25 protein-coding genes and 2 tRNA genes are annotated in these 21,798 nt (G+C 55.1%); 16 read left to right on the top strand and 11 right to left on the bottom strand.

From position 1 onward, the window contains the following. The first annotated feature begins 26 nt into the window (after positions 1–26). Entirely contained in the window at positions 27–1,421 is a 1,395-nt protein-coding gene (gene lpdA / locus IMCC12053_RS14805; protein WP_062220384.1) for a dihydrolipoyl dehydrogenase, read from the top strand. Between the two features lie 55 nt (positions 1,422–1,476). Here lpdA and IMCC12053_RS14810 read toward each other — a convergent pair whose 3' ends face one another. Genes IMCC12053_RS14810 through IMCC12053_RS14820 form a run of 3 tightly spaced genes read right to left on the bottom strand, consistent with a single transcriptional unit; the run spans position 1,477 to position 3,345 of the window. Further along, entirely contained in the window at positions 1,477–1,932 is a 456-nt protein-coding gene (locus IMCC12053_RS14810; RefSeq protein ID WP_062220387.1) for an acyl-CoA thioesterase, read from the bottom strand. A 35-nt stretch (positions 1,933–1,967) separates the two neighbouring features. Then, the gene (locus IMCC12053_RS14815) at positions 1,968–2,621 is read right to left on the bottom strand and encodes a GntR family transcriptional regulator (RefSeq protein WP_062220389.1); all 654 of its coding nucleotides are present in this window, start codon (positions 2,619–2,621) and stop codon (positions 1,968–1,970) included. A gap of 31 nt (positions 2,622–2,652) precedes the next feature. Beyond that, positions 2,653–3,345, bottom strand: a complete 693-nt coding sequence (locus IMCC12053_RS14820) for a M48 family metallopeptidase (protein ID WP_062220391.1) — start codon at positions 3,343–3,345, stop codon at positions 2,653–2,655. A gap of 169 nt (positions 3,346–3,514) precedes the next feature. Between IMCC12053_RS14820 and IMCC12053_RS14825 the strand changes: the two genes are divergently transcribed. Together IMCC12053_RS14825 and IMCC12053_RS14830 are read left to right on the top strand one after the other, a co-directional pair. Next, on the top strand, positions 3,515–3,823 hold the full coding sequence (locus IMCC12053_RS14825) for a TIGR02300 family protein (protein WP_062221399.1): 309 nt from the start codon (positions 3,515–3,517) through the stop codon (positions 3,821–3,823). Between the two features lie 113 nt (positions 3,824–3,936). Further along, positions 3,937–4,012 (top strand) — tRNA-Ala (locus IMCC12053_RS14830). Between the two features lie 110 nt (positions 4,013–4,122). Here the strand turns inward: IMCC12053_RS14830 and IMCC12053_RS14835 are convergent. The 3 genes from IMCC12053_RS14835 to IMCC12053_RS14845 form a co-directional block, all read right to left on the bottom strand. Further along, positions 4,123–4,680, bottom strand: coding sequence for a cytochrome-c peroxidase (locus IMCC12053_RS14835; RefSeq protein ID WP_143090009.1), 558 nt, complete (start codon positions 4,678–4,680; stop codon positions 4,123–4,125). Between the two features lie 87 nt (positions 4,681–4,767). Then, positions 4,768–5,415 (bottom strand): glutathione S-transferase family protein, encoded by a 648-nt coding sequence (locus IMCC12053_RS14840; RefSeq protein ID WP_062221402.1) that lies wholly within the window; start codon positions 5,413–5,415, stop codon positions 4,768–4,770. 76 nt (positions 5,416–5,491) lie between these two features. After that, positions 5,492–6,271 carry a transporter substrate-binding domain-containing protein gene (locus tag IMCC12053_RS14845; RefSeq protein WP_062220395.1) on the bottom strand — a complete coding sequence of 260 codons (780 nt, stop codon included), beginning with the start codon at positions 6,269–6,271 and terminating at the stop codon, positions 5,492–5,494. Between the two features lie 127 nt (positions 6,272–6,398). Here IMCC12053_RS14845 and IMCC12053_RS14850 point away from each other — a divergent pair, with 127 nt between their 5' ends. Genes IMCC12053_RS14850 through IMCC12053_RS14865 form a run of 4 tightly spaced genes read left to right on the top strand, consistent with a single transcriptional unit; the run spans position 6,399 to position 9,309 of the window. Further along, positions 6,399–7,133, top strand: a complete 735-nt coding sequence (locus IMCC12053_RS14850; protein WP_062220397.1) for an amino acid ABC transporter ATP-binding protein — start codon at positions 6,399–6,401, stop codon at positions 7,131–7,133. 10 nt (positions 7,134–7,143) lie between these two features. After that, the gene (locus IMCC12053_RS14855; RefSeq protein ID WP_062220399.1) at positions 7,144–7,881 is read left to right on the top strand and encodes an amino acid ABC transporter permease; all 738 of its coding nucleotides are present in this window, start codon (positions 7,144–7,146) and stop codon (positions 7,879–7,881) included. Positions 7,882–7,933: 52 nt separating this feature from the next. Next, entirely contained in the window at positions 7,934–9,088 is a 1,155-nt protein-coding gene (locus IMCC12053_RS14860; protein ID WP_062220401.1) for an FAD-binding domain-containing protein, read from the top strand. Positions 9,089–9,093: 5 nt separating this feature from the next. Then, positions 9,094–9,309, top strand: coding sequence for a DUF2805 domain-containing protein (locus tag IMCC12053_RS14865; protein ID WP_062220403.1), 216 nt, complete (start codon positions 9,094–9,096; stop codon positions 9,307–9,309). A 138-nt stretch (positions 9,310–9,447) separates the two neighbouring features. On the opposite strand, the gene IMCC12053_RS14870 is transcribed toward IMCC12053_RS14865, so the two are convergent. The 4 genes from IMCC12053_RS14870 to IMCC12053_RS14885 form a co-directional block, all read right to left on the bottom strand. After that, positions 9,448–9,524 (bottom strand) — tRNA-Arg (locus IMCC12053_RS14870). 92 nt (positions 9,525–9,616) lie between these two features. Continuing rightward, a complete protein-coding gene (locus IMCC12053_RS14875) occupies positions 9,617–11,068 on the bottom strand; it encodes a sensor histidine kinase (protein ID WP_062220405.1) in 1,452 nt (483 codons plus the stop codon). 18 nt (positions 11,069–11,086) lie between these two features. Beyond that, positions 11,087–12,460, bottom strand: coding sequence for a dihydrolipoyl dehydrogenase family protein (locus tag IMCC12053_RS14880; protein ID WP_062220407.1), 1,374 nt, complete (start codon positions 12,458–12,460; stop codon positions 11,087–11,089). 3 nt (positions 12,461–12,463) lie between these two features. After that, positions 12,464–13,186, bottom strand: coding sequence for a TVP38/TMEM64 family protein (locus IMCC12053_RS14885; protein WP_062220409.1), 723 nt, complete (start codon positions 13,184–13,186; stop codon positions 12,464–12,466). A 279-nt stretch (positions 13,187–13,465) separates the two neighbouring features. Between IMCC12053_RS14885 and rpmH the strand changes: the two genes are divergently transcribed. The 9 genes from rpmH (at position 13,466) to IMCC12053_RS14930 (ending at position 20,930) form a co-directional block, all read left to right on the top strand. Beyond that, positions 13,466–13,600 carry a 50S ribosomal protein L34 gene (gene rpmH / locus IMCC12053_RS14890; RefSeq protein ID WP_012177012.1) on the top strand — a complete coding sequence of 45 codons (135 nt, stop codon included), beginning with the start codon at positions 13,466–13,468 and terminating at the stop codon, positions 13,598–13,600. Between the two features lie 24 nt (positions 13,601–13,624). Further along, positions 13,625–14,080 carry a ribonuclease P protein component gene (rnpA, locus tag IMCC12053_RS14895; protein ID WP_062220411.1) on the top strand — a complete coding sequence of 152 codons (456 nt, stop codon included), beginning with the start codon at positions 13,625–13,627 and terminating at the stop codon, positions 14,078–14,080. Beyond that, positions 14,077–14,331 carry a membrane protein insertion efficiency factor YidD gene (gene yidD / locus IMCC12053_RS14900; RefSeq protein ID WP_062220413.1) on the top strand — a complete coding sequence of 85 codons (255 nt, stop codon included), beginning with the start codon at positions 14,077–14,079 and terminating at the stop codon, positions 14,329–14,331. The genes rnpA and yidD overlap by 4 nt, the downstream gene beginning before the upstream one ends. Next, a complete protein-coding gene (gene ttcA / locus IMCC12053_RS14905; RefSeq protein WP_062220415.1) occupies positions 14,324–15,187 on the top strand; it encodes a tRNA 2-thiocytidine(32) synthetase TtcA in 864 nt (287 codons plus the stop codon). Before yidD ends, ttcA begins: the two co-directional genes overlap by 8 nt. 76 nt (positions 15,188–15,263) lie before the next feature. Continuing rightward, complete coding sequence (locus tag IMCC12053_RS14910) at positions 15,264–16,790, top strand: putative bifunctional diguanylate cyclase/phosphodiesterase (protein WP_236852450.1); 1,527 nt, start codon at positions 15,264–15,266, stop codon at positions 16,788–16,790. Between the two features lie 138 nt (positions 16,791–16,928). Further along, complete coding sequence (gene yidC, locus IMCC12053_RS14915; protein ID WP_062220417.1) at positions 16,929–18,758, top strand: membrane protein insertase YidC; 1,830 nt, start codon at positions 16,929–16,931, stop codon at positions 18,756–18,758. Positions 18,759–18,774: 16 nt separating this feature from the next. Continuing rightward, a complete protein-coding gene (gene yihA, locus IMCC12053_RS14920; RefSeq protein ID WP_062220419.1) occupies positions 18,775–19,422 on the top strand; it encodes a ribosome biogenesis GTP-binding protein YihA/YsxC in 648 nt (215 codons plus the stop codon). 111 nt (positions 19,423–19,533) lie between these two features. Further along, entirely contained in the window at positions 19,534–20,424 is an 891-nt protein-coding gene (gene argB, locus IMCC12053_RS14925) for an acetylglutamate kinase (protein ID WP_062221412.1), read from the top strand. Continuing rightward, the gene (locus IMCC12053_RS14930; protein ID WP_062220421.1) at positions 20,424–20,930 is read left to right on the top strand and encodes a SixA phosphatase family protein; all 507 of its coding nucleotides are present in this window, start codon (positions 20,424–20,426) and stop codon (positions 20,928–20,930) included. The genes argB and IMCC12053_RS14930 overlap by 1 nt, the downstream gene beginning before the upstream one ends. Before the next feature lie 75 nt (positions 20,931–21,005). Here the strand turns inward: IMCC12053_RS14930 and IMCC12053_RS14935 are convergent, their stop codons facing one another. Continuing rightward, the gene (locus tag IMCC12053_RS14935; protein WP_062220423.1) at positions 21,006–21,794 is read right to left on the bottom strand and encodes an amino acid ABC transporter ATP-binding protein; all 789 of its coding nucleotides are present in this window, start codon (positions 21,792–21,794) and stop codon (positions 21,006–21,008) included. Positions 21,795–21,798: the final 4 nt, after the last annotated feature.

Here is a 21,798-nt window from a genome sequence, read left to right on the forward strand (position 1 = left end):
CAGCAAAAATCCAAGGAGAACAGCACATGGCTTCCTACGACGTAATCATCATCGGTGCAGGCCCCGGCGGCTATGTCTCCGCCATTCGCTGCGCTCAATTGGGCCTCAAAACTGCCGTGGTCGAGGGCCGCGAAACCCTTGGCGGCACCTGCCTCAACGTGGGCTGTATCCCGTCCAAAGCCTTGCTGCATGCCTCGCATATGCTGCACGAAGCCGAGCACAATTTTGCCAAGATGGGCCTAAAGGGCAAGTCCCCCTCGGTTGACTGGCCACAGATGAAAAAGTTCAAGGAAGAGACAATTGGCCAGAACACTGGCGGCATTGAATTCCTGTTTAAAAAGAACAAGATAGATTGGCTCAAAGGTTGGGCCACGATCCCCGCTGCGGGTCAGGTCAAGGTCGGCGATGAGGTCCACGAGGCCAAGAACATCGTCATCGCATCCGGCTCCGTCCCCACATCCCTTCCGGGTGTTGAGGTCGATAATGATGGCGGCGTGGTGGTCGATAGCACCGGCGCGCTCGACCTGCCCAAAGTGCCAAAGAAAATGGTCGTGATCGGCGCGGGCGTCATCGGTCTGGAGCTTGGCTCCGTCTACGCCCGTCTCGGCTCCGACGTGACGGTTGTTGAGTTCCTCGACGCCATCACCCCCGGCATGGACGCCGAAGTCCAGCGCAACTTCCAAAAAATTCTTGCCAAACAAGGACTTAAGTTCACACTCGGCGCAGCCGTTCAATCCGTCGACGCGTCCAAAACCAAAGCCAAAGTAACCTATAAACTGCGCAAAGACGACTCTGAACACACCGTAGATGCGGACGTGGTTCTGGTCGCAACAGGCCGCAAACCCTACACAGACGGGCTTGGTTTGGCGGACCTCGGCATCGAGATGACCGAGCGCGGTCAGATCAAAACCGATGCCCATTGGGCCACCTCCGTCAAAGGCATTTATGCCATCGGCGACGCCATCACGGGACCAATGTTGGCCCACAAAGCCGAAGACGAGGGCATGGCAGTCGCAGACGTGCTTGCGGGCAACCACGGCCACGTCAACTACGATGTGATCCCCGGCGTGATCTACACCACCCCCGAGGTCGCATCCGTTGGCAAAACCGAACAACAGCTCAAGGACGAAGGCCGCGCCTACAAGGTCGGGAAATTCTCCTTTATGGCCAACGCCCGCGCCAAAGCCGTGCAGCAAGGTGACGGGTTCGTAAAGATGATCGTGGACAAAGAAACCGACCGCGTTCTGGGCTGTCACATCATCGGACCGGGAGCAGGCGATCTGATCCACGAGGTCTGCGTGACGATGGAATACGGCGGCTCGGCCCAAGACATCGCGCTCACCTGCCACGCCCACCCGACCTTTTCCGAGGCAGTCCGTGAGGCCGCTTTGGCTTGTGGTGACGGCGCCATTCACGCGTAAGTCATTCAGATATAAAATAAAACGGGCGGCCAACTGGTCGCCCGTTTTTGTAGAATCATCCGGCTTGGGAAATTTCTTTCATCCGGTCCGCGTGTTCACGACGAAGCGTTTTACGCATTTCGGCGGCGCGCCATCGCTTGCGATCCAATGGCGTTTCAGGTTGAAACTGCGGCGCGACAACAGACACCCCGTTGTCATCCACGGCCACCATCGTAAAGTAACATGAATTGGTATGGCGCACCGTTTGGCTTCGGATATCTTCCGCCTCAACGCGTATCCCGATCTCCATCGACGTGCGCCCGACATAGTTCACAGACGCGCGAAAATGTACCAATTCACCGACATGAATAGGCTCTTTGAACACGACTTGATCCACGGACAGCGTCACGGCGTACTGGCTCGAAAACCGCGAGGCACAGGAGAACGCCACCAGATCAAGCAACTTCAAAAGCGCGCCACCATGCACCTTTCCTGAGAAATTTGCCAAATCAGGCGTCATCAGTTCAGTCATCTCTAAAAAGCGGTGTTGGGGCAATTGGCCTCTCCTTAAACGGTCAGCATCCGCAGACCTTGCGTGACGTCCGATCGTACAGCCAACCGCAAACCAGGCTCATCACCTGCCTTGAGCGCCGCTACGATCAGGCGATGATTATGGGGCACTTCCGTGCGATTGAGCCGCGCATAAAGGGCACGCATGGTCGGCCCGAGTTGTAGCCAAACCGTTTCGGTCAGCGCTAGCATCGCGGGGGCCTGTGCGCGCAAATATAGTGTGCGATGAAAATCGAGATTGGCGCGCAGGTAGCCCACGTCATCGTGCTTGGCCACGGCTTCGGCAATCACCGCATTGGCGCTTTGTAGCCGCTCAATCAGCGCCATATGGGCGCGCGGCAGCGCACGAGATGCAAGCTCCGGCTCGATCAAGGCCCTGATAGAAGCCAGCTCCTCAATCCGTTCGTTCGTAAGAGCCGGTGTCGTCACGCGCCCAGACGCAGACAGTTGCAAACCACCATCGGCCACCAAGCGCCGAACCGCTTCGCGTGCGGGTGTCATGGAGACATCGTACATTTTCCCGATCCCGCGCAGCGTCAACGCCGCTCCAGGTTTAAATTCGCCATACATGATCTTGGTCCGCAGCGCGCGGTAAACGCGGTCATGGGCGGCTGTGATCGTGTCGGATGGGCGGGGTACAGGTGTAATCATGAGCGCACTGTGTTCACAAAGGCGAAGGCGGTCAATGTGAGAAGTCCCATGCATGCAATTCTTGGCCGTAAACACGCAACCAATCGCGATGCTGGCGATACTGTGGGCACACACGCGCCACATGCGCCCAATATGCGGGGCTGTGGTTCATTTCCAGTAGGTGAGCCACCTCATGGGCCGCCACATAGTCCAACACGGCCTCAGGGGCCATAACAAGCCGCCATGAGTACATCAGATTGCCGTCAGAGGTGCACGATCCCCACCGCGACCGCGTATCACGTAACGTGATCTTGCCAAACGAGACACCGAGCGCCGCGGCATAACTGTCCGATGCCTGTCGCAGACGGGTCCGGGCCTGTAGTTTGAGATAGGCCGTGATCCGCGCCATCAGCATGTCTTCACCGCCCGGAACCACAAGGCATCCCGCCTCCATCCGCGCACCACGCCCTGCGCCTTGGATGATTTCCAATGGCGCGCCCAAAACCGGAATCGTGACCCCAAAGGCAGGGCGACGCACGGCAACCTGACGATCCAGCTGCCGCCGTACCCAGACTTCCTTTTCGCGCACAAACGCCACGGCCTCGCGCTCGGGGACATGACGCGGCATGGTCAACGTCACACGCCCATCCAGACGCGACACCCGCAGCGACAACCTGCGCGCCTGCGCTGAACGGCGCAAGGACACCCGCACGGGCGTCTCCCCCTCCAAAATGAACTCAGTCATATTTCGTCCAAAATTAAGCGCCCAAAGATGGGCAGATATAGCGCGCGCCGCCCGTTAGAGCCACCACGTTCATACAAAATCAACCCAAAAGCCTTTGACACCCTGCCCGTGATATGGCATGGCCCGTGAAATCTCCAATAATGGACATGAATTTACGAAAGGGATTGCAATGCCCAACGAGGAATGGGGTGTAAAGCGCGTCTGCCCAACCACGGGTAAACGGTTTTACGACCTGAACAAAGACCCGATCGTGTCGCCTTACACGGGTGAAACCGTGACGTTTGACGCCAACAACAAAACACATGTTGCCGTCGAAAAAGCGAAACCCGCACCCGAAGACATCGAAGACGACGAAGATGATCTCTTGGTTGACGACGATGACGACATCGATCTCGACGATGATCTGCTGGATGACGACGAGGACGACAACGTGTCGCTCGACGAAATCGCAGATGTTGCGGCAGACGACGACGATTAAGTCGGATCTGCAATTTTTGCTCTTGCACTCATTTGCGAGTCAAAATAGATAGCGCGGGCGGGCGGACAACGCCCCCCGCACGGCGACCATACCGGTAGCCACCCATTGGTTTTGGGGCCTTAGCTCAGCTGGGAGAGCGCCTGCATGGCATGCAGGAGGTCAGCGGTTCGATCCCGCTAGGCTCCACCAAACCAAACTTACCGTCCCCTAAAATTTAGGCTCGCTGTCTGGTAGTGATTTCGCTCCTTTGCGAACACCTCCCCTACTTTTCACTACATCCCGATCGTCACATTTTGACGTCACAAAAGGTCAAGAAACGCCCGCAAATCACTGAGGTCAGCGGGCGATAGACCGAGCGGCACCAATTCGCTCAGCGTCGATTGACCAACCAATCGACCATGCGCGCCTTGTGGGGCGTCATTGTAGTGGTTGAGCATGTCCTCAAGTGTCGTAAACTGCCCAGAATGCCCAAACACTGTGCGCTGCGTTACACCGCGCAAGGACGGCGTTTTGAACGTCCCGAGTGCGCGCTCCATAGCCAGTGACAAATACTCTACTTTGGGACATTCGCCATTTGGAGCATCCGAGTAGATGCTCAAACAACTAAACTCGCGATACTTAAGCTGGGCGACCACGGCCTGACGCCCCATATCAATTGTGGCCCCGTCCCGCTCTGGCATGCCCGTATTGTGAAAATCGCCATCGGTCAAAAACGGCCCCGAATGACAGCTTGAACACCGCGCCTTGCCTGAAAACAAATCGAACCCGCGCAACGCAGAGTCCGGCAATTGGCGCAGGGCATTGGGATCACGTGCCGCCTCTTTGGCAATGCTGTCCCACGCGGTCGCGTTAGGCAAAAGCGTTTCCTCAAACGCCGCGATCACCTTACCGTTGCGGGCTTTTAGTGTGATTTCGGTTTTCTCCGGATGGACGTTGCGAACGCCCTAAGACGGCTTGGCCTTTTCGAGATAGGCATCCATTGCAGGGCGATAGGCCGCCAACTCATCGGCAACCACCTTGAACCCCTGAAGGCGCGCATCGTACTCGGTTACAATTGCAGGCCATACAACAGGCAGGGACATCGCATCTTGGAACGCCTTGATCCATGCAAACGTTACGGCAAATCCGCAATCACATAGCCACAATTTATCAGTGTCCAACGGGTTTGCGTTGAGTAGTAACGCAAGTGACGACAGATGTTTTGAAATCAACGCACCACCCGCTTGCACGGCATCGCTATTACGTGTCGCGTAAGCGACCTGAGGATAAATCGCGCGCACGGCAGGCTCCAACCGTGTGTCGTGCGATCGGCTAAACTCACGTGCTTTTGCACGCAATTTCACACCGTTGGGGAGCATCGGCACCTCGGGGAATGCCTCTTCGAGATACTCCGCGATTGCTTCGGAATCTGACAACATGAACCCGTCATGGATCATTGCGGGCAAATTGCCAGACGGCACAATCGCGCGATATTCGTCGGACCCGTAGCCACCGGGCGGAGGCAATTGTTCAAACGGTATGGATTTGTGGCGCAACATGATGCGCAATTTCGCGCAGTAAACCGCAACCGGAACCGAGTAAATTGTCAGCATGTCGAGCCTTTCCGCGTCAGACATAAAAAGGGCCAACCCCGCAAGGCCGGCCCATTGTCGCTATAGTTGCAACGCGTTACTCAGCGTTCAAACCCCATTTGACGCCCAGCGCATCAAAGAATCCCTGCTCTTGCTTTAGCCCGATCCATGTGTTGACGTAGTTGATCCAAACCTGATCCGCCTGCGGCAGCAACATCGCAACCGGCGTTGGCGAACGACCGGCATCAACGGGAATAATCATCAGGTTATCATATTGCTCGACAAGCGTTGCAGCCTCGATGTTGGAGGTAATGCTGGCATCCGCACGGCCAGACAACACCTCTTGGAAATCGCGCGCAGGCGCCTCGACGATGCGGTGGGTTGCTGCAGGGAAATACTGTTTCACTTGCGTTTCTTGTGTCGTGCCAAGCGTGGCCGCGACAGAGACACCTTCAACGTTCAAATCGTCCCAATTGGCAAACCGTTCGGCATTTTCCTTGAGCGTCAAAGGAACTGTCACAAGAGAGAAATAGCTGTCTGAATAACCGGCGGCCTTGGCGCGGGCTGGTGACACGGAAGCAGATCCCGTGATGTGATACTGACCAGATGTCACACCTGCAACGAGTGTCTTCCAATCGGTTGGGACAAACTCGATCTCGACGCCGAGATCCGTGGCGAGTGCCGTCATGACATCAATGTCATATCCCTCGTAGGAATTCGTCGTGATGTCACGCATCGTCATCGGATTCCAGTCGCCCGTTGTGCCAACTTTCAACACGCCATCGGATAAGATTTCGTTCAGCGCAGATTGCGCATTTGCCTGCACCGCAGAGGTCGCAAGGATGACCGCAGTGGCGGCTACTTTAAAGAATTTCATGGGTTTCCCTTTTCTCACATTCGTTAGACATAGGATGCTCAGGCGATTTGGAAATACAAATAGTTTGAAAAAATGAAAATCCGCAACATATCATGACCTCCGCAAGCCCAACAGGAGCGCCGCCGCAGTGCCCATTATATCAATCCAAAACGTATCCAAGTTTTTTGGTGACTTCCAGGCTCTCAAAAATGTGTCTTTGGATGTGGCTTTGGGGGAACGTGTCGTGGTTTGCGGCCCATCCGGTTCGGGTAAATCGACGCTGATCCGCTGCATCAATCGCCTTGAGGCGCACGAGGCGGGCGAGATTTTGGTTGATGGCACGCGGCTCACAGATGTCCCCGCCGACTTGGAAAAAATACGGGGCGCCGTGGGAATGGTGTTTCAGCAATTCAATCTGTTTCCGCATCTGACCGTTTTGGAAAACCTATGCATTGGCCCTCGCCGCGTTTTGGGACTAACCCAAGCACAGGCACAGGAGCGCGCAATGCGGTATCTCGAGCGGGTGCAAATCCCCGACCAAGCCGATAAATTCCCCTCGCAATTGTCAGGCGGACAACAACAGCGGGTGGCCATCGCGCGTTCGCTGTGTATGGAGCCGCGCATCTTGTTGTTCGACGAGCCGACATCGGCCCTCGATCCTGAAATGATCGCAGAGGTTCTAGAGGTCATGACCGAATTGGCGCAATCGGGCATGACCATGATTGTCGTTACACATGAGATGGGATTTGCGCGGCGCGTTGCAGACCGGATGGTGTTCATGGACAAGGGCGAGATCGTCGAGATCGGCGCACCCGAAGACGTCTTTGCCGCGCCAAAATCAAAACGGTTTGCTCGCTTCATCAATCAAATTCTGAACCACTAGAGGCATGGCCATGAAAAAAATTGTCATCCTCACCCCCCTTTTATTTTTGCTTGCTGGCTGCTCAGGAAACTGGGGATGGTATGTGGTCGACCCGACAACCCCATCGGGTTGGAACAATCTAAAATTCATGGCGAGTGGTGCATACTACACCATTGTGATGTCGGTCACCGCAATCCTGATTTCTATCATTGTCGGCCTGTTGGTCGCCCTTCCCGGACTATCGCAAAAACGCGGTTGGCGCATGTTTAACCGCACCTACGTCGAAATCGTACGCGCCGTGCCGATCCTCGTTTTGATCCTTTGGGTCTACTACGGCCTTCCCGCGCTTTCAGGTATCAAACTGAACGTCTTTTGGGCGGGCGTGTTTGCTCTGGCCCTGAGCGATAGCGCGTTCCAAGCCGAGATTTTCCGCGCCGGCATTCAATCCATCGCGCGCGGGCAATACGAGGCGGCCAAGTCGATTTCGCTGAACTACCGCGACACCATGCGCTACATCATTTTGCCGCAAGCAATCCGGCGCATCCTGCCCGCCTTGGGCAACCAACTGGTCTATATGCTCAAAATGTCATCGCTTGTTTCGGTGATCGGGCTTCAGGAACTCACACGCAAAGCCAACGAACTTGTCGTGTCGGAATATCGCCCCCTTGAAATCTATACAATTCTGGTTCTGGAATACCTTGTTCTCATCCTTATTGTGTCTGCTGGCGTGCGTTGGTTTGAACGTCGCATGAATGCGGGGCACAACTGATGCGCCATTGCCTATCGGGTAGCCCACATAATCATTGGAATGGAGTGGCGCGATGAGGTTCACACCGACACGGGCCGCAGGCTTGGCGCAACTGGACGCCTTTAACGCAGGTGGTGCCGCCCACTACGGCCAGCGGCGCAATTTTGACTTGGGGGCCAAGGACCACAGCAACGTCTCTCAGTTGTCCCCATGGATCAGGCACCGGCTAATCACCGAAGAACAGGTGCTGACGCGCATTGCGAAAACACATGACCTGACCCAGATGACCAGCTTTGTACAAGAAGTGTTTTGGCGCGGGTACTTTAAGGGCGCGCTACAACATCGGCCAAGCATTTGGGACCACTATTTGGCGGGGGTTGATCGCGCGCACGATGCTGTTGGGACACTGTATGCAGATGCAATTTGTGGCCGCACAGGCATCGCATGCTTTGACCACTGGCGTGACGAATTGGTGACAACGGGGTATCTTCATAACCACGCGCGGATGTGGTTCGCCTCCATCTGGATCTTCACACTCAGGTTGCCGTGGGAATTGGGTGCAGACTTCTTTTTGACCCACCTCTTAGACGCAGACCCCGCATCAAATACGCTCAGTTGGCGGTGGGTCGGCGGACTGCACACAAAAGGTAAAACCTATCTAGCAAGTGCCGAGAACATCGCGCGCTTTACCGACGGACGATTTAATCCAGTTGGACAGTTGGCCCTCACGGCGGAGCCACTGGTCGAGCCGTTTGAGCACCCGCTAGTCCCGCTTGCTACCCCCCCTCGAATGCCGCTTGATGACGCCCTACTCGTGATCACAAAAGAGGACTGTACGCCCCGCACCTTTATGACAGGTGACCCGCGTGGTTTGCTTGGCATTGTACATCCCGACACCGGCATGTCTGCCGATTTTTCACGCGGGGCCGTGGAGCAGGCAAGTGCAGACATCGTAGCGACACACGACTGGGCGGGACAAATTGCGGAGGCCGCAAACCGCGCAGGCACTGCGCAAGTGGTGACGGCATGGGCCCCAGTTGGCCCCGTGGCCAGCGCCCTTGCAACAGCGCAGAGCACACTGCGCAAAGAGGGTATCACCCTCTCCCAAGGGCAACGCCGTTTTGATGGCCTAACGTGGCCGCATGCAACGGCAGGATTTTTCAAACTGAAAAAGAAGATCCCACAAATTCTACGCGACCTTGACTTGGCTAAACCCCCCGCTAATTGACCGCCATGAGCAAAGCACCGCAATTCCCACCCGAGCAGATTAGCGACATCGTGCAGATGGCACTGTCCGATCATGTCAGCTTTGCCACCATTCAGGCCGAGTATGGCATCCGGGAAAAAGACGTTAAGGTGTTGATGCGTAAAACCCTAAAACGGGGCAGCTACCAAACGTGGCGAAAACGCGTACGCTATTTCAGCGACCGCAGGGATAGCTATAAATAGACTGTCGAAGTCACTGAAAAAACGATGCACATCACGAGCCATTCCACAAATGCGATCTTGAACACTGTGAGCGAAATCGTCGCATCGTCATAACAGACGAACGTTTTATTGTTCGGTACATTCAATGTGTGATGGAAGTGGTGCACCCGAGAGGATTCGAACCTCTGACCCCCTGATTCGTAGTCAGGTACTCTATCCAGCTGAGCTACGGGTGCGCTCAAGGGGCGATTTACCGAGTGCGGCGAGAGGGTGCAAGGGGCATTCGTCATCATTTTCAAAAAAGTGTCGGGACGCGCAATCAAACACCTTATTCACCCGCCTTTGTATTTTCACGCTCCGAACTCTCATGGGCGGGTAACGCATCCGTCACAAAGCCTTTGGGCAAATGAATGCCAAACACTGTTCCGGTCTCATCGCTGCGCTCCAAAAGCAGCTTACCACCGTGGCCACGGACCAATTCTGCCGCAATGGCGAGGCCTAGACCAAATCCACCTTTTCGCGCACCGCCTTGAAAGGGTTGGAACAGGTGCTCACGCGCCTTGGGTGGCAAACCCGGCCCTGTATCGGACACGGTCAAAACCCATTCGCTTTCATCCTCGCGAGCGGCAACACCAATCTCGCCCCCATCGCGCTTTGTGCTCAAGGCTTGGCGCGCATTGCGAACAAGGTTGGAAAGCACGCGGTGCATTTGCTCCGCATCTGCGCGCATGACCATTGTCGCGGGGACATCCTCAGCGAATGAAATATCGGCATCTCCAGACGACAAGCGCTCACCCTCGATCACATCACCAACCAGTTCCGCCACACGCACGCCCGACATTGTTGGTGACGGCTCCTCAGCCTTGCCAAACGCCAATGTGGATTCGCAGAGGTTCACCGCACGTTGAATCGAGTTCATCAGCTTGGGCGCAGACCGGATCACCGCAGGGTCTTGCGATATCTCCAAGCGATCCGAAAAAAGCTGTGCAGTCGTTAAGATATTGCGCAGGTCGTGAGAAATTTTCGCAACCGCACTGCCAAGCTGCGCAAGTCGCTCTTTTTGGCGCAATGATGTCGTTAGATCGGTTTGCATCGAACATAGCGCCGTCTCGGCCTCACGCAGTTCGTACACTTTTGCGGACGGCGAAATAATCCGCCGCGCATCCTCCGGCGCTTGTGCATAATGCGTCATCGCGCCGACAACGCGTTTGATCGGATGAACAATCAGCGCGCGCACGGCCAGAAACAAAAGCAGCGCAGTGAACAACGAGATAACCGCAGACAGCATCAATATGCGCAAGCCATACTCTACCATCGCATTGCGCATCGGCTCGGTTGGCAATGTGACCTCAATCAACAACCCGGCTTGCTTCACAGGGTCGCCGATAACGCGGATCACACGATTGGTCGGGTCCATGAGTGTCAATGTCGCATCACGGATCAACTCAAGCGCGGGCGCGTCCCGTAGATCATAGGTGGCGTAAATCTGTTCTGGAATGGGAGACGACAAGACGAGTTGACGAATTTCATTGCGCCGAAGCACCACGTTATACACATCCGCATTGGCGAGAAGCTCGTCCTCGAGATCCATATCAAGGCTATCATTGGCCAATAACGCCAGAGACGCGATTTGTGCGCGCTCTAGGCGAGAGAGCAAAAAGTCTTCGCGAAAGCGGGCGATGGAGGGCACAAATATCATGATTTCTGCCGCCATCACAAAGATGATCGTCAGCATCAAAAAGCGCCCCGTGAGCGTATTTAAAAAACGCGGAAGTCTCATAAATCCTTTCCGGCCCCGCTACGGCAAAAACCGCTGAACCAGCTTCACAATCGTTTTCACCTTGGCACTCTCAAATAGCCTTGGTGTAAAATAGGCACCCGCCACGCGTTTGTTAAGCTCCGCAAGTGTTGGATAAGGCGCAATCATACCCGCAATCTGGCTCATTTTGAGATGTGAAGAAAGAACAAGTGACCAAAGAGTGATCAACTCACCCGCATCTGGCCCCACAATCGTGACACCAACCGGACGCCCCTTTACCACCATCACCTTGATAAATCCGACATCCGCACGCTGTGTTGCAATGGCACGGTCATTTCCCGACATCTGTGCGCGCACAACCTCTACCTTGTCACCATGAGTGGTACGGGCATCAGCTTCGGACAGGCCCACCTGCGCCAATTCAGGGGATGTATAAGTTGCCCGCGGAATATGGTGCGTTGCAGCCTTTGCAGGCAAGCCAAACAGCAAAGAGCGGATAACCACGCCCGCCTGATACCCCGCCACATGGGTGAATTGCAGATTGCCCGCCACCACATCGCCAATTGCATAAGCACGGCGGTTCGAGGTCCGCAGACGCGCATCCACCGTGATGCCGCCTCGGCTGTGATTGATCTCACCCTTTTCCAAAGCAAGGCTGTCGGAATTGGCGACACGGCCCGTAGCCACCAACAAATGCGACCCCCTGATCTGGCTTCCACTTTCAAGATAGAGGGTGATATCGCCCTGCGTGCCCGACACCCGCACAACCTTGTCATTCTCGATGATATTCACGCCTTCGCCCTTGAGGGCCGCAACAACAACCTCTGCGGCTTCGGGGTCTTCGCGCGACAGGGCCGTAGCGGCCTCGACCACCGTGACCTCACACCCCAAACGGCGATGCGCTTGCGCCATTTCCATTCCGATTGGACCAGCCCCCAAAATCAACAGATGCTCAGGGGCCTTCGTGACATCCCAAAGGCTCTCGTTGGTCAGATATGGAACATCATGAAGCCCGTCGATAGGCGGCACAAACGGGCGCGATCCGGTCGCAATCACAAACCGGCGCGCCGTGATTTCTATACCACCTGCCTCAACAGTCTTTGGCGAAGTGAACTGTGCATGTGCGCGGATCACTGTGCAGCCCAATCCCTCGAACCGCTCTTGGCTATCATGCGGAGCAATGGTCGCGATGGTGGCGCGGACATGCGCCATCGCATCCGCGTAGCTCACCCCATCTTGTCCCGCATGCAACAGCGCCTTTGACGGCACACAGCCGGAATTGAGACAGTCGCCCCCCATCCCACCCTTCTCGATTAAAACCACACGCGCGCCCATTTGAACCGCACCCGCAGCGACCGAAAGCCCCCCCGACCCCGCTCCGATCACACAAATATCTGTTTTGAGTTTCGTCATAGGTCAAAGATCCTGTTTGGTGCGAGAGTTCATAAATATCGGCAAGATCGCCAAAGCGCAGAGTCCAAGAATCGGCAAGAGGATATGTGGCTCAAAAATAAGACCGAGATCAGGCGATGCTCCTGCCTCAAACACCTTACCAAGCCCCGCACCGACCGATGTGTAGATAACCGCACCCGGAATAATTCCGATTGCCGTCGAAATCGCAAAGCGGTGGAACGATGCACCAAGAAGCGCAGGTAGTAGATTTGCGACGAAAAACGGCACCACAGGCGCAAGGCGCATTAAAAACAGCATCGACCACTGATTGTCATCAAGCCCGCGCTTGATCCGCTGCACGCGCGGCGACCCCGTTTCCATCTTGGTCGACAACCAATCACCCAACCCCCACCGCGCAGCGAGAAACAAAAGGCACGCGCCCGATGTTGCCGCAACGATATTGAACACCGCACCGGGAAAGGTCGCGAACAAAAAGCCGCCTGTAAGTGTCGCGATGGTCGCCCCTGGCAAGGAAAACGCGACGATACCCGCATAAACAACCATGAAAAGCGCAACCGAGAGGCCGAAATGTGCATCGCGGTACGCCAAAAGCGCGCCTCGGTTCTGTGCCAAGGACTCAAAGCTCAGAGAATCGCGAAATAAAACCGCCAACCCAACTGCAATGGTGGCGAAAACAACGATAGGCCCGATGTGGCGACGTGTTTTTGGTGTACTGGGTTGTGCCATGAGGCCCTCGCGTTCACTATGGACGGCGAACCTGCGCCATATGGCGCGGTATTGCCACCTTAACAGTCCTTCTATTGCACTGTTCTCACGCGCGGTTGATCTGTCGCGAGCCGTTCTCTAGGGGTTTCGGACTGATACTGTCGAATTGTTACAGAATTCCCCACGACACGAATTGACAAGCTGCCTTTGGACACCTAAACGCAGGGCTTCAATGAATGTCGGCCTTCGAATCTCACGCCTTGAGGTTTGGGTCATGACCAAACCGATGGAGATGGCGCGATGAAACGCACCTTTCAACCGAGTAACCTCGTCCGCAAACGCCGCCACGGTTTCCGTGCACGTATGGCAACTAAAGCGGGCCGTAAGATCCTGAACGCACGTCGCGCACGCGGCCGCAAGTCGCTGTCCGCATAAGGGCAGCCTTAGGGCTCTACGAATATGACACCGCCGGACGCACCCGAGGGAATGGCAATAGCCGGAACCAAAGGTCAGCGATCGGCGGTTTTGTCATGCTCTGACAACTCTTCAACCTCATCATTGATGACGTTGACCAAACGCGCAGATTTTTTGCGCGCTGCTCGTGCACGCCGGCAGGGCACTGGGAGTTTTTTGCTTCAAGCGCGCAAACGCAATGACGATGAGCAAACAACGGGAATTCGCGTTGGGTTTACCTGCTCTAAAAAGGTCGGCAACGCAGTCAAACGCAACCACGCCAAACGACGGCTCCGTGAAATTGCGCGCCATATCCTACCTGAGTTAGGGCATGATGGGTGGGATTACGTGTTAATCGGCAAAGCTGTAGACACCTCTGCGCGTCCGTTTGACCTCCTCCTCAAAGACATGCGATACGCAATGCGTAAAGTGCATGGCGAACCCAAACAGTCGCAGCCATGACCCCCCTCGCATTTATCGTATCGCTCCCCGTTCGCGCCTACCGCTTGGTGTTTAGTCCGATTGTTGGCTTTAATTGCCGCTATCAGCCCACGTGTAGCGCCTATGCTATGGAAGCCCTCGAAAAACACGGCGCGATCAAAGGTTCGCTCTTGGCCGCCAAACGTATCGGGCGATGCCACCCGATGGGCGGCACAGGCTACGACCCAGTCCCAGACCCCAAAACACCCCCCAAGGACTCTCCCGATGCCTGATGACCTCGACGACATCCACCCGCTCTTTCACGGTGCGCCCTCGACCACCGAATTCAAAAAGCTACGCAAACGGATTGTGCGCAATACACGCGAAGCGATTGAGCAGTACGGCATGATCGAACGCGGCGCGAAATGGTTGGTGTGCCTCTCGGGCGGAAAAGACAGCTATACGCTTTTGGCCGTCCTGTATGAGCTCAAATGGCGTGGACTTTTGCCTGTCGAGTTGATCGCCTGCAACCTAGATCAGGGTCAGCCCAACTTTCCCGCAACGGTTTTGCCCGCGTTTCTTGAGAAAATGGGCGTTCCGCACCGCATTGAATACCAAGACACCTACTCCATTGTGATGGACAAAGTCCCTGCGGGGCGCACCTTTTGCGCGCTATGTTCGCGCCTGCGCCGTGGCAACCTGTACCGAATTGCCCGCGAAGAGGGTTGTTCTGCGGTTGTGCTCGGCCATCACCGTGATGACATCTTGGAAACCCTGTTTATGAACCTGTTCCACGGCGGCCGCCTCGCGACGATGCCTCCGAAATTGGTCAACGAAGAGGGCGACCTCTTTCTCTATCGCCCCCTTGCCCACGTGGCCGAAGTCGATTGTGAGAAATTTGCAACCGCGATGAACTACCCCATCATTCCATGTGACCTGTGCGGATCCCAAGACGGGCTACAACGCCAACAGGTCAAACAAATCCTTGATGGCTGGGAGAAAAACGCACCCGGACGCAGACAGGTGATGTTCAAAGCGCTCACGAACATTCGCCCCTCTCATATGCTCGATCCAAAACTATTTGATTTTGCCGGATTGGAACTTTCGGAAAAAAGCGAAGAATCTACAGATATTCCGCGCCTGCGTTAACCTGACAGCCACCTTTTTGCGCGTATTTATCACTTAAGGATCGCCCACATAAACGGCGCGATAGATGAGGTGGCACGTGAGAAAACCCGTTGCAGTTCCAGATTTTGCGACCTTGCGCCGTATCGCGGCCAAGCCCCAGAGCATTGCGTTTCTTCCTGCGATATTTCTGGCCGCCTACTGGTTTGGGGGCGAGGCCGCGCTCATTGTATCCTCGGTGATATTTCCCGCAGCTGTCTATGCGTTTTACGCGGACCGCGCGCGCCCACACCAAAGAGATGGACAAACGGGCCTACCGCTTCGCCCTGCTTTTATTACAACACTTGATGGCGTTTTGGAGACATCTGTCGCTAACGGGCGCACAACCGCGTGCCTCATGATCGAAATTGAGAACCTTGGTGCGATATCTGCGTCCTATGGCGTTGAAACCACGCATACGTTACAAAAAATCGCGGCAAAACGCATTGTCGAGACGGTAAGAGAGCACGATATCGTAGCAAAGCTGGCTGAGAGCCGTTTTGCAGTTGCTCTTGCGCCCGTCCATCGCGCCGACCTTGAGACCTTGATACAGCTGTCGTCTCGCATTCAGGCCGCCCTCGCAGAGCCATATTCTATCAATGCATCCAAAATATATGGATCGGCATCAATCGGATTTTGCACCCCCACGCGCGCGCCAGCACAAACCGCAGCGGCGTATATAGACGCCGCAGAGGTGGCGCTTTTGGACGCTATCCATAACGGATCGGGTTCAATTCGGGCCTACTCGTCAGACCTCACTGGACGCCAGTCGGCACAAACCTGCGATCCTGATGAACTCGGAGCGGCCCTTGAAAATGGCCATATCGTGCCGTGGTTCCAACCCCAAGTATCGACAGACACAGGCGAAGTGACGGGAATGGAGGCCTTGGCACGCTGGGAGCATCCCGAGCGCGGCGTGATTCTCCCCGCCACATTTCTTCCCGTGCTGGAAGAACTTGGGCTTTTGGAGCGTCTGGGCGAAGTGATCCGGTTCCACGCTCTGTCTGCGCTACGCGACTGGGATCAGGGCGACGTCAAAATCGGCTCTATCTCTGTTAACTTCACGGCCACCGAACTTGCAAACCCGAAACTGGTGGAAAAGCTGACTTGGGAGTTGGACCGGTTTGACCTATCTCCTGACCGTCTCGAAATTGAAATTCTGGAAAATGTGATTGCTGCGACTGATGATGACATCATCCCACGCAACATACGAGCGCTCAAGGCAATTGGGTGTCGTATCGACCTTGATGACTATGGAACGGGCCACGCCTCGATTGCGAATATCCGCCGGTTTTCCGTGGACCGGATAAAGATTGATCGCTCCTATGTGGCGCGGTGTGATCGTGATCGCGAACAACAAAACATGCTGACTGCAATTTTGACAATGGCAGAGCAATTGAACTTGGAAACACTGGCCGAGGGCGTTGAAACGCTCGGAGAGCACGCGATGCTTGCCCAACTGGGATGTGGATACGTACAGGGATTTTCAGTGTCGCGCCCTCTCCCCGAAGCAAATGTACGCGCATGGTTGGCGCAACATCATACAAAAATTGCATCGGCTCCAACCATCGGACGCCACGCGGGATAAGCCGATAAACGCCTTGCGCGCGCGTCACACCGTTCACTTTGCCGCAAAACACCCCATTTTCGGGCAAAACAGCTTGACCTTTGGGCTCTAGGCAGATTGAACCTGCACAGATAGAATTCCAAAAATCAGGCGGCCGGAATGGACGATCAAAACAAGAATCTGATCCTTGCAGTTGTGCTTAGCGGGATCGTGTTGCTCACGTGGACATACTTTTTCCCCGCGCCGGAGCCAGTCATAGATCCGAACGCACCTACAGTTCAGCAAAGTGTGGCATCTCAAGGTGCAGCGGGCGACACAATCGCGCTTGCCCCGCCCTCAACCGATGCGGGCATAACGACAAATGGCGCGGTGACGCAACCCGCCACAACGGTTTCAGATGCGCCCCGCATCGACATTGAAACGGACCGCGTTGTCGGCTCGATTTCGCTGATCGGTGGCCGGATTGATGACCTGTCCCTCAAAGACTACAAAACCGAGCTGGATAGCGACGAGATTGTCACATTGCTGACCCCCGTGGGGTCCGATGCGCCATATTACGCGGTATATGGTTGGGCACCCGGTGGCGATCTGACCGGTGCTGACGTGCCGAGTGCGAACACCGAGTGGTCCGTTGAAAGCGGCAATGCACTTGGTCTGGACGCCCCTGTGACCCTCGTTTGGGAAAACGATAGCGGTTTGGTGTTTCGTCGTACAATTTCCATCGACAAAGACTACCTCTTCACCATCACACAGTCCGTTGAAAACAAAGGGGCAGATGCCAAACGCATGGCGGCCTACGGGATTGTCGCACGCCACGGCACACCCGAAGTGTCGCGTTACTTTGTACTGCATGAGGGGCTTGTCCGCTTGACAGACAAAACCCTCGAAGAGGCCGATTACAAAGACATTGCAGACTATGACATGATCGCACGCGAGGGCGCACAAGCCTCCGTCGCTCAGGTTGAAGAAAACGGTTGGGTCGGCTTTACCGACAAAAACTGGATGACCACACTCGTTCCGCAACCCGGACAATCCTTCACCTCCGTTGTGAAATACGTGGCAAACTCGGAAATCTACCAAGTAGAAAGCCGCCTACCCGCGCAAACCATTGAACCGGGCGCTTCGGTTGAAAACACCACCTATCTCTTTGCTGGAGCAAAGGAATGGGAGGCGATCAAGCGGTATCAAGACGAAGTCGGCATCTATCACTTTGTCGATTCGATTGACTGGGGTTGGTTCTTCTTCTTCACCAAGCCAATCTTTCGTCTGCTGCACGCTCTGAATGCCATTATTGGCAACATGGGTTGGTCGATTATCGTTCTGACGCTGATCATCAAAGGCATCATGTTCCCGCTCGCTTACAAATCCTACGTCTCTATGGCGCGGATGAAAGAGCTTCAGCCAGAAATGGAAAAGCTCAAGGAAGAGGCAGGTGATGACCGCGAGAAGATGCAGCGCGGCATGATGGACCTCTACAAAAAGAACAAGGTGAACCCCGCCTCGGGCTGTTTGCCACTGATCCTACAGATCCCCGTGTTCTTCTCACTCTATAAGGTGATTTTCGTCACCATCGAATTGCGGCATGCCCCATGGCTCGGTTGGATTCGCGACCTGTCAGCCCCCGATCCATCGTCGATCCTGAACCTGTTTGGCCTGCTGTCTTTCGCACCGCCCGAGCCCGGTTCGATATTCGCGATCCTGTCGCTTGGTATTTTGCCGATCTTGCTTGGCATCTCAATGTGGCTTCAGCAAAAACTGAACCCCGCGCCCACCGACCCAAGCCAGAAAATGATCATGGCGTGGATGCCATGGGTGTTCATGTTCATGCTCGGCAGCTTTGCGTCCGGTCTCGTCCTGTACTGGATCGCGAACAACACAATCACATTCACGCAGCAGTACCTGATCATGCGCAGCCACGGCCATAAGCCGGAAGTTCTGGGTAATATCTTGGGTTCGTTGCGCTCTAAGAAAAAGGAGGACGCGTCCTAACGGGCGCGTCTCACTCATGAAGCTAACATTCCCCATCGTAGAACCAGATGCTGCATCCTTGGAAAAGGGTCGTTTGCTCTTTGCGGGCGAAACCGACTTTGTCAAAGGTGTCGTCGCAATGGACGGCATGCCGCCAGATGACCGCATCGAAGTCTGTTTTGCAGGGCGCTCAAACGTTGGCAAATCATCACTGATCAATGCGCTAACAGGGCGCAAGGCACTCGCACGAGCGTCCAACACACCGGGTCGCACACAAGAGATCAACTTTTTCACGTGCGGTGAAAGTCACTACCTTGTGGACCTTCCGGGCTATGGCTACGCCAAAGCCCCGATCAAAACAGTCGAGAAATGGCAACGTCTTCTGAAAGCCTACCTGTCTGGTCGCGCGACTCTGCGCCGTGCATTCGTTCTCATAGATAGCCGCCACGGCGTGAAATCCGTCGACGAAGAGATCATGACACGCCTCGACAAATCCGCCGTTACATTCCAAGTGGTGATGACCAAAGCGGATAAGGTCAAAGACGTCGAGCGCGAGAAAATTATGCAGCAAGTCCGTGAAAAGATCGCACAACACCCAGCCGCCTACCCCGAGATGATCATTACGTCCTCGGAAAAAGGCTGGGGTGTCGATGTCCTGCGCGCAGTTATTGCAAACCTCGTTTGATCCAAGAATATTCGATAAGACATCTCCTTTATCTGTGTCTTATCGGTGACTTGCAGGGCGGCCCACCTTCACGGTATTGATGGATAACGCTCGTCAATGGATGCCATGGATATGAAGAAGCAAGATATGAACAGAGACTGGATCGCCACCGCCCGCACTCTTTCCCAAGCACTGCCATTCTTGCAGCGCTATGAGGGCGCAACTGTGGTCATCAAGTTGGGCGGGCATGCCATGGGCTCTGATGAAGCCATGGAAGATTTCGCCCGTGATGTCGTTCTCATGCAGCAAGTCGGGGTGAAGCCCGTCATCGTTCATGGTGGCGGCCCGATGATCAACCAAATGCTGGATAAACTCGGCATCGAGAGCACGTTCGTGAATGGCAAGCGGGTCACAGACAAAGCAACTGTTGAAGTCGTCGAAATGGTGCTGTCCGGACTTGTGAACAAGCGGATTGTGCAGGCAATCAACGGCCAAGGCGGACGCGCGGTTGGCATATCCGGCAAGGATGCCAACCTCATGATCTGTGAACAAACAAATGCTGATTTGGGCTTTGTTGGGACGCCTGTCGAGATGGATCCGCGCATCATTCGTGAACTTGGCGATGAAAACCTCATTCCGGTGATTGCGCCGCTTGGTGCGGGTAAAAACGGTGAAACCTTTAACGTGAATGGCGATACGGCCGCGGGTGCGATCGCTGGCGCGCTGAAAGCTGACCGCCTGCTGTTGCTCACCGATGTTTCTGGCGTTAAAGGCAGCGATGGCGAGGTACTCACCGCCCTCAACTCAGAGCAAATTATTGAGCTGACCAACGAGGGTGTGATTGCCGGAGGCATGATTCCGAAAACTCAAACGGCACTTGACGCACTCCAAGAGGGTGTTCGCGCTGTGGTCATCCTAGATGGGCGCGCCCCCAACGCCTGTTTGCTTGAGCTTTTCACAGAACATGGGGCCGGTTCGCTCATTCGAGACACGCCACCGACCGTACGTCCGCAAAGCGCGTAATGTCTTTGCGCCTCATTGCAATGCGTCATGCGAAGTCGAGCTGGGGAGATCCTCTGCTGTCAGACTTTGAACGCCCTCTCAATGAGCGCGGGCATAGTGACGCCCTTGCAATGGGGAATTGGTTATCACAAATGGGCTATGTCCCCGACACAGTTGTCTTGTCGTCCTCGGTGCGCACCACACAGACCTGTGCGTGCGTCCTAAACGCGTTAGATGCTGTGCCCAACCAGATGTCGACAAAGGCGCTCTATCACGCGCCTGATTTCCAGATTTTGCGTGCCCTAGCACAGGCCAAGGGCGACACTGTTCTGCTCATTGCCCATAATCCCGGTATCGGAGATTTCGTTTCGCACTTTGCGTCTCACCCCGTCGCACACCCAGACTTTGTGCGTTACCCAACCTGTGCAACGACAGTGTTTGACGTCGACGTGGCCACATGGGCGCAGGCAAAGTTTGGTGAAAACCGTGTGATTGATTTCATCACGCCGCGCGAGTTGAAACCGTAAACAGCACAGCACACGAAATACGAAAAGGGCGCCACATCGGGCGCCCTTTTGTTTGCTTGGTCTTGCGCGGAGGCGTTAGTGACCCAAAATTTGGCTCAAGAACAATTTGGTGCGATCTGACTGCGGATTGTTAAAGAACTCTTCTGGTTCGTTTTGCTCCACAATCTGGCCTTGGTCCATAAAGATCACGCGGTTGGCGACCTGACGGGCAAAGCCCATCTCGTGGGTCACGCACAGCATGGTCATGCCCTCTTCGGCGAGCTCGATCATTGTATCCAACACTTCCTTGATCATTTCTGGGTCAAGGGCGGATGTCGGCTCATCGAACAGCATAATGCGTGGCTGCATACATAGTGAGCGCGCGATAGCCACACGTTGTTGCTGGCCACCCGATAGCATGCCGGGATACTTGTCGGCCTGCTCGGGGATTTTCACCTTTTCGAGGAAATGCATCGCAAGTGCTTCTGCTTCCTTCTTGGGTGTTTTGCGCACCCACATCGGTGCGAGCGTGCAGTTTTCCAAGATCGTCAGATGCGGAAAGAGGTTGAAGTGCTGAAAACACATTCCAACTTCAGATCTGATCTTGTCGATGTTTTTGAGGTCTGAGGACAACTCTGTGCCATCCACAATAATCTGACCTTTTTGGTGCTCTTCAAGGCGGTTGATGCAACGGATCATCGTCGATTTACCCGACCCTGACGGCCCTGCGATAACGATCCGCTCACCTTGATTGACGGTCAAATTGATATCGCGAAGGACGTGAAAGTCACCATACCATTTGTTCATATTGGTGATCTGAATTGCGACCTCATCGGAAACCTGCATCTGGCTGCGATTGATCGTGCGTTCTTGTACGAGAGACATGTTC

Origin of the sequence: Celeribacter marinus, assembly GCF_001308265.1 — a bacterium.
Lineage (GTDB): Bacteria > Pseudomonadota > Alphaproteobacteria > Rhodobacterales > Rhodobacteraceae > Celeribacter > Celeribacter marinus.